The organism is Ruegeria sp. HKCCA5426, assembly GCF_013034585.1.
Lineage (GTDB): Bacteria > Pseudomonadota > Alphaproteobacteria > Rhodobacterales > Rhodobacteraceae > Ruegeria.
In genome coordinates this window covers 465,075-479,354 of sequence record NZ_WQGH01000001.1, presented here as the reverse complement: position 1 = coordinate 479,354, position 14,280 = coordinate 465,075, and the positions used below count along the sequence as shown (strand labels likewise).

Below are 14,280 nucleotides of genomic sequence, written 5' to 3'. Positions count from 1 at the left end.
AGAACTTTAGCCTTAGGTATTACCATCACTAATAGGTCAGTTACCGATGGCAAAAACACTGCCCCCGCTTACATGGTTCAGGTCCTTTGAAGCAGCCGCCCGCAGGCTAAGCTCTACCGCTGCCGCTGATGAGATCGGCCTGACGCAATCCGCCGTCAGCCAGCAAATCCGCGCGCTGGAAACGCGGTTGGGTGTGGTCCTGTTTCACCGGCACGCGCGCGGGCTGTCCCTGACGGATGAAGGCCGAAAACTGCTGCCACAGGTCGAAGCAGCGCTTGAGATGCTGGAGACCGCCGCATCGCCCTACCTGACCGAGAAAAAAGAGCGGCATATCACCGTGGCGGCCTCGATCAGTATAATCGAATGGGTCATTGCACCCGCCCTGCCACGGTTCAGGTCGCAGCATCCCGAAACATCAGTGCGATTTGTCAGCACGATCTGGCCCGACGAATACGCGGCATCGCGTGCGGATATCGAAATCAGGTTCGGGTCGGAAAAGCAGGTCGGCAAGAACGCGGTTCCTTTGCAGCCGAACCGCCTTATCCCAGTCAAGGCACCTGCGTTGGTTGGCGATCTGCAAACCTTGCCTTTAATTGAATCTGTGGGAACCTCCGACAGTTGGGCTTCGTGGTCCGAGGTAACTGGCCAACAGGTCGGGCACCCAACTTATTTTGTGGATTCCTATGGTTTGGCGCTGCAACTCGCGGTGGCTGGAAACGGTGTGGCCTTGGTTAACTCGATCATCGCAGCTCATGCCTTTAAAACCGGGGCCGTTCAGCCCGCTTTTGATCAACCCGCGGCGGCCAGCGAGGGGTATTTCCTGTCGGTCCAACGCGACTCTGCCGCCGTGTCCGAATTTGCCGACTGGTTCTCGGACTTGGTGCGTTTTCAGGCAAGGGTCTGATTCAGACATGTCGATGTCGCATCTGAGGATATCCAACCGCCCCAAAATAGTGAATTCTGGCGAAAAAGGTCCGATTCATGCGATATTCTGGCTTTCGAGTCATCAAAGAGGCGTTGACCGGTCACAAGGGCTGGAAACCGGTCTGGCGTGAGCCTGAGCCCAAGCCCCACTACGACGTCATCATCATTGGCGGCGGCGGTCATGGTCTGGCCACGGCGCACTACCTGTCCAAGGTATTTGGACTGCGCGACGTGGCCGTGGTCGAGAAAGGCTGGATCGGGGGCGGCAACGTAGGGCGAAATACGACGATTGTACGCTCGAACTATTTGCTGGACGGGAATGAGCCTTTCTACGAATTCTCGCTTAAACTGTGGGAAGGGTTGGAACAGGACGTCAACTATAACGCGATGATGAGCCAGCGCGGGATCATCAACCTTTATCACACCGACGGACAACGCGACGCCTATATAAGGCGCGGCAATGCGATGATCCTGAACGGCGCGGATGCGGAACTGCTGGACGCCGACCAGGTCAGGGCCGAGCATCCCTATCTAAATTTCGACGACGCACGCTTTCCTATCAAGGGAGGTCTGGTTCAGCGTCGCGCGGGCACGGCCCGCCATGACGCGGTGGCTTGGGGTTACGCAAGGTCGGCGGATTTACACGGGGTCGACATCATCCAAAATTGCGAGGTCACTGGCCTGCGGATCGAAAACGGCACCTGTCTGGGGGTCGAAACCAGCCGGGGCTTTATCGGGGCCAGCAAAGTGGGCTGTGCGGTCGCCGGAAACTCGGGCCGTGTGATGGGCATGGCCGGGATGCGCCTGCCCATTGAAAGCCACGTCTTGCAGGCGTTTGTGTCTGAGGGGCTAAAGCCCGTTCTGCCCAGCGTCATCACCTTTGGTGCGGGGCATTTCTATGTCAGCCAATCCGACAAGGGCGGGCTGGTTTTTGGCGGCGATATCGACGGCTATAACACCTATGCTCAACGCGGCAATCTGCCTGTGGTCGAGGATGTATGTGAGGGCGGCATGGCCCTGATGCCCATGATCGGCCGCGCGCGATTACTGCGGATGTGGGGTGGTGTGATGGACATGTCGATGGATGGCTCTCCGATCATCGACCGCACCCCGGTTCAGGGGCTCTATTTCAACGGCGGCTGGTGCTACGGCGGGTTCAAGGCCACGCCTGCCTCGGGCTATTGCTTTGCGCACCTGCTGGCAAAAGATGAACCGCACCCCGTTGCCACCGCCTATCGTCTGGACCGGTTCCGCACTGGCCGAATGATCGACGAAAAAGGCGCGGGCAATCAGCCCAACTTGCACTAAGGGGAACACGGACATGATCATCAACCACCCCCTGCTTGGGCCCCGCGATGCTTCGGAGTTCACATATCTGGGCGATGCATCCCTGATCGACCGGCCTGACGGGATGGCCGAAAATGCCGCAGACGCGTTTTATGACTATGCCTATCTGCGCGACAACCCCGCCGGTGAGCATCAAGAGCTTTGGTATCACGAAGCCGGAGATCGGTCTTGGCTGGTCATCACTCGCAACACACTGACCCACGAGATTTCCAAAGTGGAACTGGCCCGAGATGTGGCCCGCGCACGGGGACGTTCGAAATGACACAAGCGAACCGGCTGACCGGCGGGCAGATCGACCGCGATACGACCCTGAACTTCCGATTTGACGGGCGCAGCTATACCGCGCATCCCGGCGATACTCTGGCCTCGGCGCTGCTGGCCAACAATGTGCGGCTGATTGGGCGGTCATTCAAATACCATCGTCCGCGCGGGTTGCTGACGGCGGGTTCCGAAGAGCCCAACGGTATGGTGGAACTGCGCAGCGGAGCGCACAAAGAACCCAACACACGCGCCACAACTGTCGAGATGTTTGACGGGCTGACAGCAAACTCGCAAAACCGCTGGCCCAGTCTGCGGTTCGATGCGCTTGCGGTGAATGACCTGTTTTCCAACTTCCTGTCCGCGGGGTTCTACTACAAAACCTTCATGTGGCCCGCCGCGTTTTGGGAGAAGCTGTACGAGCCGATCATCCGCCGCGCCGCTGGCCTTGGGTCGCTGTCGATGCAGCCTGACCCGGATGAATATGACAAAGGCTTCCGTCATTGTGATCTGTTGATCATCGGTACCGGGCCTGCAGGTCTGATGGCAGCGCTGACCGCCGGACGCGCGGGCGCAGATGTCATACTGGCGGATGAGGATTTCATGCTCGGCGGACGTCTGAACAGCGAGACCTTTTCGGTCGGCGACCACAGCGCAACCGACTGGGCGGCACAGGCCGTTGCCGAACTTTCCGCCATGCCGAACGTCCGGCTGATGCCGCGCACTACTGTGATCGGAGCGTTTGACCACGGCATCTATGGGGCCGTGGAACGGACCGGCGATCACCTGCCTTCGCTGCCCGCCGGTAAACCGCGCCAGATCCTGTGGCGAATCTACAGTCAAAAGGCGCTGCTGTGTGCCGGGGCGACCGAGCGGCCGATTGCGTTTGAAAACAATGACCGACCCGGCATCATGACCGCCAGCGCGCTTCGAACCTACGCCAACCGCTTTGCAGTAACCGCCGCGCCGCGCGTGGCGATCTTTACCAACAATGATGACGGTCACCGTACCGCCGCCGACCTGCACGCCAAGGGCGTGAAGATTGCAGCCGTTGTGGATGTGCGCGAAGACGCACCGCTCAGCTATGACTACGAGGTCTTAAAGGGCGCGCAGGTCTTGAACACCAAGGGTCGTCTGGGCCTGAGCTTTGTCGAGATCGCCCTGCCCGATGGCTCGACCCGAATGCTGGATTGCGGCGCGCTGGGCGTGTCAGGCGGCTGGAACCCGAATGTCCACCTGACCTGCCACCAGCGCGGGCAGCCTGTTTGGAACGAAGCCCTTGCTTCATTCGTGCCGGGAGAAAACCTACCGGTCGGCATGTCCGTCGCTGGCGCTGCCAATGGAGTCATGTCGACCCATGGCGCGCTTCGCTCAGGCGCCCAAGCAGCCGCCACCGCGCTGGACCTAATCACCCTGCCCGACCTGCCCGAGACCGAGGACTCGCCCATTGCACAAAAGCCGTTCTGGTATGTGCAGGGCTGCAAACGGGCATGGGTTGATCAGCAGAATGACGTGACCGTCAAGGATGTGAAACTCAGCTATCAGGAAGGCTTCCGCTCGGTCGAGCATCTGAAACGCTATACCACGCTGGGCATGGCAACCGATCAGGGCAAGACCTCGAACATCACGGGGCTTGCGATCATGGCCGAGGTCGCGGGCAAGTCGATCCCCGAAACCGGCACCACCATTTTCCGCCCACCGTACACGCCCGTTCCTATCGGCGCGTTTGCAGGACGGATGATTGGCAAGGAGTTCCACCCAACCCGCCTGACCCCGTCACATCATTGGGCCAATGAGCGCGGAGCGGTGTTTGTCGAGGCCGGGAACTGGCTGCGCGCGCAGTGGTTCCCTCAACCCGGTGAAACGCATTGGCGCGAATCCGTCGACCGTGAGGTGCGCCAGACTCGAGCCTCGGTCGGGGTGTGCGATTGCACCACGCTGGGCAAGATCGACGTTCGAGGCACGGATGCCGCCGATTTCCTCAACCGCGTCTACGCCAACGGCTTCGCCAAGCTGGCGGTCGGCAAAACGCGGTATGGCCTGATGCTGCGCGAGGATGGGATGGTCATGGATGACGGCACCGCTGCGCGTCTTGCCGAGGATCATTTCGTCGTCACCACCACAACCGCAAACGCTGTAAGTGTCTATCGCCACATGGAATTTGTGCGCCAGTGCCTGTTCCCGGACCTGGATGTGCAGCTGGTCTCGACCACAGACGGCTGGGCGCAATACGCGGTCGCAGGGCCAAATTCGCGCAAGCTTCTGCAAAAGATCGTAGACCCCGAATTCGATATCTCGAACGAGGCGTTTCCCTTCATGGCCTGCGGCAAGATCACTGTCTGCGGTGGGCTGCGGGCACGGCTGTTCCGCATCTCGTTCTCGGGCGAGTTGGCATTCGAGATTGCCGTCCCTGCGCGCTATGGCGATGCGCTGATGCGAAGGTTGATGACTGAGGGTGAGGAGTTCGACGTCACGCCCTATGGCACCGAGGCACTAAGCGTAATGAGGATCGAAAAAGGCCACCCGGTCGGCAATGAGTTGAACGGAACCACCACGGCTCTGAACCTTGGCATGGGCAAGATGGTCTCAAAGAAAAAGGACAGTATCGGGTCGGTTTTGTCCGAGCGAGAGGCTTTGACCGCACCGGACATATTGAAACTGGTGGGGCTAAAGTCGATCACTCCTGAAGATAAGGTAACTGCCGGAGGCCACCTTATGAACGCCGAAGGCCCTGTCGATGCAGCGCATGATCAGGGATATGTGACCTCGGTGGCCTATTCCCCCAGCCTGAACAGCAACATCGGTCTGGGCCTGCTGAAACGTGGCGATGAACGGCTGGGCGAGAAGATGCGCCTTGTTTCCCCGCTGACCGACCTGACGATCGAAGTCGAAATCGTCTCGGCCCATTTTGTTGATCCCGAAGGAGAACGTCTTCGTGCATGATCTTGTCGCCACAACCGCCCTTGGTGGGTCTGAGCCGCGTGTTGACACAGTTGGGTCGGTCACATGTACTGAAGTTCCAGGTGTGGCCTTGGCCTCGGTCGCTGCGCGCCGTGGGAAGGAAACACAGGCGCAAAAGGCTTTGGCCAAGCTGATTGGGGCACCAGCGCCCGAAGTTCAGCGATTTACCGGAGATCAGGTGATCGCCTTTTGGTCAGGGCCAGACCAGTGGATGATCGAAGCACCCTTTGACAGCCACGAAGACCTTGCGGATCAGGTGAAGGCAATCTTTGGCGATACAGCTTCGGTCACGGAACAAACGGATGCCTGGGCGCGGTTCGACTTGCAGGGCGATAGGATCAATGCGGTTCTGGAACTTCTGTGTCAATTGGACCTGCGACGGTTTGAGCCCGGGTACGCGGCGCGCAGTTCAATTCACCATATTGGCTGTTTCGCCCTGTGTCGCGGTACCGACAATGTCAACCTTTATGGACCGAGATCCTCGGCCGGGTCACTGCATCATGCGATCATTACCGCCATGAGATCGGCCCACTAATACAACCAAGCAGGCGGTCAGCCTGAGAGTTAAGGCAGCCGCACGCTTTCAAGACTTAGTGAAATCTCAGACCCGCTTGGTCAAAACCCGAAGCCGCCACCCAAGCGATCGCGGCGCCGTTGAATCGACAAGCGAAACGCCCAGTCGCTGATTAAGGCAAGCGGGAACAAAACCCTCTCTCCCAGACCGTCGATGATAGTGAGTTTTCCACCCCGTTCTTGTGCACGCACTATGTTTTCATAGCTCATGTCGCCAACGATAATGCGGCCTTTTTCGAGATCATCCAGAAGACCCATGAATTCCTGGCGCAGACGTTCCAACCCTTCGGGATCATTCCTTAGGCCCAACCGTTCCTTATGCAGCGTCGGTGCAAGATCACCATCCGGGCCTGTCAGTTTCTCGACCACAATTGCCGGCCCCAACGAGGTCGGAGCATAGCCCATAAAACGCGCCAAACGCTCAATCTCGGGGCGGCCACGATGCAGCGCCGCCAGATATTCGTTTGCCTCACGGTTCCATTGCCGCAGGTTCCCATAACGCCATTCGGCGTATCGAGGGATAAGGTGGTTGCGGACAGGCTCATCTACCCTGACCTTCAGCAAAGCCTTGTCATTTTCGGGGTGCTGAAAAATCAGGTAGTTGCGGCTTTTGCGCAAGGGTTTCAATTCGCTCAGATCTATCATTTTGCCTGCTATCTAGGGCCAGAAGCCGAACATCCCGCCACTGGATTAAATGCTAAACTGAAACCCGTTCATAAATCCTTCTCCTAAGTGTTACAAATTGCTTTTTTCGGCATGAGCAAAATGCGCGCAGACTACGGTCCGATCGGCGGGTAAGGCATCAGCATGAAGGTTTGATTACCTTCGGACTCTATAATTGGGATATGCGTCCAACCCCGTGGATCAATCGGCGGCTCGACGTCAGCACATTCGTCGGGTGTCTCATCACATATAACGACGTCTAAACCTGTGAGATAAACCAGACGCAACCTCAAACCTCGGGGGAACTGAATGCCGGCGGGTCCTGCACCAGTCAGGCCAAGATAGTGCCCATAGATATACACGGTTTCAGTGGTGTCAGGTATCGCTGAAGCCAAGTCCCGAGTGGCTTCTTGCCATGGCGGAACCCTGACATATGTCGCACGTCCAAAAAGAATGATCTTGATCAGCAGAACGTACATAATGGTGATCCGGGCGATACTTGCCACCCTTCCCGGCGTCAACGACAGATGCAAAGTTGCGGCGGTGAAGGTGAACCCAAGCAATAGCCAAATCCAGCCAAATGCACGGGCCGGGACAAAAACACCCGACATCAGTGATTTGCCAAGCAACGGTACAAGACCCGCCAACATCGCAACCAACACCGTAATGGCAACGAACCGCTGAGAGCGGAACAATATGCCCCAACCGATAGCGAAGAATGCCAGTAGCACAACGCCACTGCCAGCCGCTCCGCCTCCAAGCTGTCTAATCGTCGTTTGAAGATAGATGCGCAACTTACCGAGGTTCCTTATCAGATCCTCGGTTGATTGGACCTCGGACGGGGCGCGCCAGTCGGCAATCGGTATGCCAAAAACACCGTGATAGATGTAATTCAGACTGTAAACGGACAGCATACCTACACCGAGGCTGAAAAAGAACACGAACAGAGTAATCGCCATGCTCTTGTATGTTTTCGGCGCCTTGTAGGACATCAGCGCCAAGGCCATCAAAAGGAACGGATAAGTTGTATAGGCCATAAAGGACAACGGCACCGCGACGATCAGCAATGCGACCGAAACCCGATGCGGCAGGAACACGACGCCCAACGCATAAAAAGTAATGATCCAAACGCCTGGCAGTAGCGTGTTAAACCAAAATGCGATCATGAATGCCGGGATAGAAAGCGCGACAAACAGCGCAAAATAACCCTTGTACCATCCAGGTGCCTCGCGCCCGAGCATCGTGATTGATGTACAGGCGGAAAATGTGGCCCAGGCCATCAGGTATAAGGCAAAGCTAACGGGCGAAGACCACAGAAAAGGCCTGAACTGCCACCAATAATTCAGCCACCGCCCTTCATCCAAGGCTTTTCGATGGGCCATAAATTTTTGCCCCAGCAGTGCGGGGAAGTCATCGTGGCGCACAAGCGGATCAATAACCAGCGGCCCGTAAATCACCAGCAAAGCCGCAAAAGCCAGCAACCACAGGCGCAATAGGTCCTGCCACAGAGGTCTTACGTTCATCACTGGCTCCGGTGCGAGCGCGCGATGACGGATGCGCGGACCTGTGCTATTTTGGTGACCGCCGTTTGTGGCAATCTGCGAACGATCATTTTCCGCAAATTCCAGCCGAACGTGCCCACCTCTTTCAACGCGCCCGGTTTCACTTCGGTCGACAGAACCTCTGCCGGAAGCGTCGCGGCGCCAGCTTCGTTTGCGTAAAGGACGCTGTTATAGCGATACCAGGGTTCGATCGAGGCATCGTCGAACAAAATGGGGCGCAGACAGTCATAGGCCGCATAGCCCTGCTCAGCGAACAGTCCCTGCCAGAACGACAAAGGCTGTTCATTGATGTGGAACTCACCACCCTGCCCCGGCACGGCGGCTGAGAACAGAACCAGATCGCTATGCGTTGTTAGGCTTTGAACCAGGCTGGCCGATGCCTCGTGGGGCAAATGCTCGCCTACTTCCAGCGATTGAGCCAAGCCAAACTTTCGACCCAGATCGACAGGCTGACTCAGGTCTTTGCCAAAAAAGCAGTCCTTTGGAATGGCCAATGTCTCGCGATCGACATAATCGCCATCCACACCTGCAACATCCTGACACCCGGCGGCTGCCCATTCTGACAACCAGACGCCGCGCCCACACCCAAAATCCACGACACTGTCTGGTTTGACATGGGATTGAAGCGTTTCGATCAGTCGAACAGCCGAGCTTCGCGCTCCACGGTCGATGTAGTCAAAGAACTCGTTGGAATAGATATGCGACATGACCACTCTCTAAATTGAGCTTTCTTCGCGATAGACCCACAAACGCAGGATCACGAAATTTATGATGGGAAGAACAACTACGACCAAACCGGCGGCGACCGGTTCGGCAAGGGCCAGCCTAGGTGCAAGGATGCCCGTTATCATCGAGGAAACGACTAAGCCGATCGCGATCATGCACAAAAAGCGGCCAAACTGACCCGGCGCGACCACTGGCCTACCAAACGTCCAAGCGGTTTGGCCAACATACTGGATAAGGATTGCAGACCCGAATGCCAGCAAGTTTGCGATCCAAGGGGAATTGAATATCTGCAGCAGGCCAAGATACGTGACAAAATAGTATGCGGCGACACCGGTTCCGACCACTGCAAACCGAAATATGCGTTTGGGTTCACTCATGACGTCTTCTGCGCTCTCTCGGACAGAGTTTCGACACCATTGCCAACCTGTTCATCCACAAAGAACAAGGGCCGCCCCTTTGCTTCGACATAAAGCCGTCCAAGGTATTCTCCGATAATGCCAAGGGTCAGCAACTGAATGCCTGAAAAGAAGCTGATGACCAAAACGGTCGACGCCCAACCAGCAACCGTGCTGTACAAGATCAGTGACCAGAAAACGTATACAGCCATCAATGCGGCGATGAGCAAGGTCAGAAAGGCCAGCCGGGTGGCCATCTGCAAGGGCTTGATCGAGAAGCTGGACAAGGCATCAAACGCAAGACGGATCATCTTGGACATCGGGTACTTGGTCTCACCCGCCACGCGCGGGTCGCGAACATATTCAATGCCAATCTGCTTGAACCCAGCCCAAGCGAACATTCCCCGGATGAACCGGGACCGCTCGGGCATATCCAAAACCGCGTCCAATGCGCGGCGGCTCACTAAACGGAAATCACCCGTATCGTTGGGAATAGGCACATCCGACAGCCGATTCAGCACCCGGTAAAACCCATGCGCGGTCATCTTCTTGAACCAGCTCTCGCCCTTGCGTTCGCTGCGGCGCCCATAGACCACGTCATACCCGCGATCCATCATAGCCATCATATCTTGCAGCAGTTCGGGCGGGTCCTGCAAATCGGCGTCCAGCATGAAAATCCGCTGCCCCTTGGCCGCCATCAAACCCGCCGTCAAAGCGACTTGGTGCCCACGGTTCGTTGACAGCTTTATGCCGCGAACACCTGCGTGGCTTTCGCTCTGCTTGCAGATTTCGTCCCACGTGCCATCGGTAGAGCCATCATCCACCAGCACGATCTCCCGGTCAGTGGACCAGGGATCAGTTGCCGCGACCAGACGCTCGACCAGCATCGGCACAGAGTCCTCTTCGTTCATACAAGGAACGACTACAGACAATAACATTTAACCTCCGAACGCGAACTGTCCTGCTCGATTATTTGCGATGGGATCGCTTTTTCTAGAACACGTCGCTTTGGTTTTTTCTCGTTTTGGGTCGCTGCCCTTGATATCTCAACTGTCACATTTCGCTAATCGGTAAGTTCCAGTTTCCAAACCGTAGTTACCGCCGCGACACATCCTTGGGGTCAGTCGCCAACGACCAACCCAATGATGCAATACCGGAGTTATTGCCACCCCTTGTGGCAGCATTGCGCCAATCTTGCGACAAAGGACGGAAAGCTGTCGAAATTCGGTGCCTTGCGCGGCAAATGCACTCATAGAACAGAAAAATCCCACACGAAAACAATATAGTTCCGTGGATGCCGGGAATTTTGGAACATTCTTCCCAGCGGAGCGGTGGTCAATCACTTTCAAATCACATATTCAGTGCCGCGAGTGTAAAACAGGCAGATATCAGACCCGTGTTCGACCTACCTGCGCAGCGTGCGCATCTTTCCGAAAAGTACGACCTTAGCCCCTCAGCGGAACTGGCAGCCAGCATGGAAGACATCTATGCGCGCATGTCCCGCGTCGTTTCGCCGATGGATTGGGCGATCTATGCGCCTTATGTCAAAGTGATCAACGACCTAAAGGCCGAACGCAATGCAGTTGTCCTTGGCCACAACTACATGACGCCCGAGATTTATCACGGCATCTCGGATTTCGGCGGCGACAGCTTGCAACTGGCGATCAAGGCAACCGAGGTCGAAGCGGACGTGATCGTGCAATGCGGTGTGCATTTCATGGCCGAAACATCCAAAATCCTTAGCCCGGACAAGACGGTTTTAATGCCCGATATGGAAGCTGGGTGTTCTTTGGCCGAATCCATAACGGCGGACGGCGTGGCCGAAATGCGCCGTCGTTATCCCGGTGCACCGGTGGTGTCTTACGTCAACACCACGGCCGAGGTCAAAGCGGCCTCTGACATCTGCTGCACATCGTCTAACGCGGCACAGATCGTTGCGGCACTGGACAGCGACACCATCATCATGACCCCTGATCAGTACTTGGCGCAGAACGTGGCACGGGACGTTCCACAAAAGAACATTGTCTGGTGGGAAGGATCGTGCATCGTTCACGAACAATACTCGGCCAGCGACCTGCGAGACTTCCGCGAATGGAACCCGGGCACCCGACTGATCGCGCATCCGGAATGCCCCCCCGACGTGGTGGCCGAGGCAGATTTCTCGGGCTCGACCAGCGGCATCATCAAATACGTCACGGATGAAAAACCCGAAAAAGCGCTGCTGATCACCGAATGTTCCATGGCTTCAAACATTGCGGACGAACTGCCCGAGGTCGACTTTGTGGGTCCTTGCAACATGTGCCCATACATGAAGAAGATCACCCTCGAAAAAGTGCTTTATGCGCTGGATACCATGACCGGACAGGTCGAAGTTGAAGCAGATGTGGCCGACAAAGCCCGATTGTCAGTTCAGCGGATGATAGACCTTTCGCGCAAACTGGGTATCTGACCGGGCGGATGCAACACGTCAGCACCAAGCGCGTGGTGATCATCGGCGCTGGATTGGCCGCCGTCTACGCCGCGCTGAAACTGGCACCGCGACCCGTCGTGATGATCTCGCCCGAGGCGCTGGGGACCGGCGCCAGCTCGGCCTGGGCGCAGGGGGGTGTCGCCGCTGCGATGGCCGAAACTGACAGCCCCGAGGCTCATGCCGAAGATACAGTGCGCGCAGGGGCCGGTTCGGTTCTGAACGAGGTAGCCGATTTCGTCACGCGCGCCGCACCGGATCATATTCTTGACCTGTCAAATCTTGGCACCGACTTTGACCGAACCAGCGACGGGGCCTTTGTTCAATCCCGCGAGGCCGCCCACTCGGCCGCCCGGGTCGTCCGTGTGAAAGGCGATCAAGCGGGTGCGGAAATAATGCGCGCATTGGTCACCGCACTACGTGCGACGCCGTCGATCCAAGTAATTGAAGGGGTGCAGGCCATCGGCTTTGACAGTGATGGCCAGCAGGTTCAGGGCGTCTACCTGACCCCGGCGAATGGATCAGATACGCCCTCGATTGCGTTGCACGGGGCGGCTTATGTATTGGCATCTGGTGGGTCCGCCGGGCTTTACGCGCAAACAACCAACCCCACCCGTATCCGAGGTCAGGGCATAGGCATGGCGGCGCGAGCCGGAGCGAAAATTGCAGATGCAGAATTCGTTCAGTTCCACCCAACGGCGATCAATGTCGGCGAAGACCCCTGCCCACTGGCCACCGAAGCCCTGCGCGGCGAGGGTGCGGTATTGATCGACAAGACCGGGCACAGGTTTATGCCTGAACTGCATCCGGATGGAGAGCTCGCGCCTAGGGACATTGTTGCCCGCGCGGTCTTTCTGCAAACCCAGTCCGGCCTCCAACCTGCGCTGGATACGCGGCAGGCCATCGGCGTCGACATCGCGTCGCAGTTCCCCGCAGTTACTGAAGCCTGTCGTCGCAATGGCGTCGATCCTGTGCTGTCGCCCATACCTGTCACGGCCGCAGCGCATTATCATATGGGTGGCGTCGCGGCAGACCTGTCCGGGCGCAGCACATTGGGCGGGCTTTGGGCTTGTGGCGAGGCGGCCTCGACCGGGCTGCATGGGGCAAACCGGCTCGCTTCAAACGGATTGCTAGAGGCGTTGGTGTTTGCTCGTACCTGCGCGCGAGAAATTGCAAAGCATGTCCCTTGTGACGATGCCGAACCGGTAGATCTAAATTTTGCACCCAGTTGCCAAACAGCGATCTTGCAAGCCACGGCAGAGCTGCGCGGGATCATGATGGATCTGGTCGGCGTCGTTCGCACGGGAACAGGTTTGCGCCAAGCGTTGACCCGCATAGCTCTGCTCGAAGCCGAAAACCAAAACTCACCGGCATTTCTCAATATGACGGCGACCGCGACACTGATCGCGGCGGCGGCTTTGATGCGAGAAGAAAGTCGCGGCGCACACTACAGGTCGGATTTTCCACAGACGCATTCCGGCCCCGGACAACGATCAATGCTGACGCTTGAACAGGCGCTGGCGTTTCGAGACAAATACACAAAGGAAAACGTATGACCGTTCCTGCCCTACCCGATCTAATCCTAGAACCGATTGTCCGCGCGGCGTTGATGGAGGATTTGGGATCCAACGGCGATGTCACCTCGTTAACGGTCATACCGCCAGAAACAACCTACTCTGCTCGGCTAAACGCGCGTGAAGACGCGGTGGTTTCCGGCATGCAAGTAGCCGAGCTTGCCTTTCGTCTAGTCGACCCTGCGCTTGAGATCGTTCGCCACGTGCAAGATGGTCAACGCTGCGCCAAGGGCGAGACCCTGATGGAGATACGCGGCAATGCAGCCTCGATCCTGTCTGGTGAACGTGTGGCGTTGAACTTTGCCGGACGCCTAACGGGGGTGGCTACGGCGACTGCCTCTCTGGTCGCAGAAACCAAGGGCACCAATACGCGTATCACCTGCACCCGCAAGACAACGCCCGGCCTGCGTATCGTCGAAAAACAGGCCGTACTGCACGGCGGCGGCTTTAATCACCGCTTTTCATTGTCCGACGCAATTCTGATTAAGGACAACCACATCGCCGCCGCCGGAGGCGTTCGGGCGGTCCTCGAAGCAACCAAGGCGCGTGCGTCCCACATGATGAAGGTTGAAATCGAAGTGGACCATTTGGAACAACTGGAAGACGTGCTTGCGGTTGGGGGTGCGGATGTCGTCTTGTTAGACAACATGACCCCAGACATGCTGTCCAAAGCGGTTTCGATGGCAAACGGGCAAATCACAACCGAAGCCTCTGGCAACGTGACCAAAGAAACCGTGGCCGCGATCGCAGCAACGGGCGTTGACTACATCTCATCCGGGGCGCTGACGCATTCCTACAGGACAATCGATCTGGGTCTGGATTTTTAGGCT

The 14,280-nt window shown here is 57.4% G+C and carries 13 protein-coding genes; 8 read left to right on the top strand and 5 right to left on the bottom strand.

Annotated elements, in window-relative coordinates; all coding sequences use genetic code 11:
• The first annotated feature begins 46 nt into the window (after positions 1 to 46).
• From GOV87_RS02300 to GOV87_RS02280, 5 genes are all read left to right on the top strand, one after another.
• The gene (locus GOV87_RS02300) at positions 47 to 904 is read left to right on the top strand and encodes a LysR family transcriptional regulator (RefSeq protein ID WP_171121235.1); all 858 of its coding nucleotides are present in this window, start codon (positions 47 to 49) and stop codon (positions 902 to 904) included.
• A gap of 77 nt (positions 905 to 981) precedes the next feature.
• Positions 982 to 2,232 carry a sarcosine oxidase subunit beta family protein gene (locus GOV87_RS02295; protein ID WP_171210679.1) on the top strand — a complete coding sequence of 417 codons (1,251 nt, stop codon included), beginning with the start codon at positions 982 to 984 and terminating at the stop codon, positions 2,230 to 2,232.
• 13 nt (positions 2,233 to 2,245) lie between these two features.
• The gene (locus GOV87_RS02290) at positions 2,246 to 2,533 is read left to right on the top strand and encodes a sarcosine oxidase subunit delta (protein ID WP_171210678.1); all 288 of its coding nucleotides are present in this window, start codon (positions 2,246 to 2,248) and stop codon (positions 2,531 to 2,533) included.
• Complete coding sequence (locus GOV87_RS02285; RefSeq protein ID WP_171210677.1) at positions 2,530 to 5,472, top strand: sarcosine oxidase subunit alpha family protein; 2,943 nt, start codon at positions 2,530 to 2,532, stop codon at positions 5,470 to 5,472. The genes GOV87_RS02290 and GOV87_RS02285 overlap by 4 nt, the downstream gene beginning before the upstream one ends.
• Positions 5,465 to 6,025, top strand: coding sequence for a sarcosine oxidase subunit gamma (locus GOV87_RS02280; RefSeq protein WP_171210676.1), 561 nt, complete (start codon positions 5,465 to 5,467; stop codon positions 6,023 to 6,025). Before GOV87_RS02285 ends, GOV87_RS02280 begins: the two co-directional genes overlap by 8 nt.
• An 80-nt stretch (positions 6,026 to 6,105) precedes the next feature.
• Here the strand turns inward: GOV87_RS02280 and GOV87_RS02275 are convergent, their stop codons facing one another.
• From GOV87_RS02275 to GOV87_RS02255, 5 genes are all read right to left on the bottom strand, one after another.
• On the bottom strand, positions 6,106 to 6,708 hold the full coding sequence (locus GOV87_RS02275; RefSeq protein WP_171123084.1) for a YrbL family protein: 603 nt from the start codon (positions 6,706 to 6,708) through the stop codon (positions 6,106 to 6,108).
• Positions 6,709 to 6,839: 131 nt separating this feature from the next.
• The gene (locus GOV87_RS02270) at positions 6,840 to 8,249 is read right to left on the bottom strand and encodes a hypothetical protein (protein WP_171210675.1); all 1,410 of its coding nucleotides are present in this window, start codon (positions 8,247 to 8,249) and stop codon (positions 6,840 to 6,842) included.
• The gene (locus tag GOV87_RS02265) at positions 8,249 to 8,995 is read right to left on the bottom strand and encodes a methyltransferase domain-containing protein (RefSeq protein WP_171121228.1); all 747 of its coding nucleotides are present in this window, start codon (positions 8,993 to 8,995) and stop codon (positions 8,249 to 8,251) included. The genes GOV87_RS02270 and GOV87_RS02265 overlap by 1 nt, the downstream gene beginning before the upstream one ends.
• Positions 8,996 to 9,004: 9 nt before the next feature.
• The gene (locus GOV87_RS02260) at positions 9,005 to 9,391 is read right to left on the bottom strand and encodes a GtrA family protein (protein ID WP_171123078.1); all 387 of its coding nucleotides are present in this window, start codon (positions 9,389 to 9,391) and stop codon (positions 9,005 to 9,007) included.
• Positions 9,388 to 10,347, bottom strand: coding sequence for a glycosyltransferase family 2 protein (locus GOV87_RS02255; protein WP_171210674.1), 960 nt, complete (start codon positions 10,345 to 10,347; stop codon positions 9,388 to 9,390). The genes GOV87_RS02260 and GOV87_RS02255 overlap by 4 nt, the downstream gene beginning before the upstream one ends.
• A 458-nt stretch (positions 10,348 to 10,805) precedes the next feature.
• Here GOV87_RS02255 and nadA point away from each other — a divergent pair, with 458 nt between their 5' ends.
• From nadA to nadC, 3 genes are read left to right on the top strand one after another with little or no spacing between them, the layout of a single operon-like run.
• Positions 10,806 to 11,858, top strand: a complete 1,053-nt coding sequence (nadA, locus tag GOV87_RS02250) for a quinolinate synthase NadA (protein WP_171210673.1) — start codon at positions 10,806 to 10,808, stop codon at positions 11,856 to 11,858.
• Between the two features lie 8 nt (positions 11,859 to 11,866).
• Positions 11,867 to 13,432, top strand: a complete 1,566-nt coding sequence (locus GOV87_RS02245; RefSeq protein WP_171210672.1) for an L-aspartate oxidase — start codon at positions 11,867 to 11,869, stop codon at positions 13,430 to 13,432.
• A complete protein-coding gene (gene nadC / locus GOV87_RS02240) occupies positions 13,429 to 14,277 on the top strand; it encodes a carboxylating nicotinate-nucleotide diphosphorylase (RefSeq protein ID WP_171210671.1) in 849 nt (282 codons plus the stop codon). The genes GOV87_RS02245 and nadC overlap by 4 nt, the downstream gene beginning before the upstream one ends.
• Positions 14,278 to 14,280 lie beyond the last annotated feature (3 nt).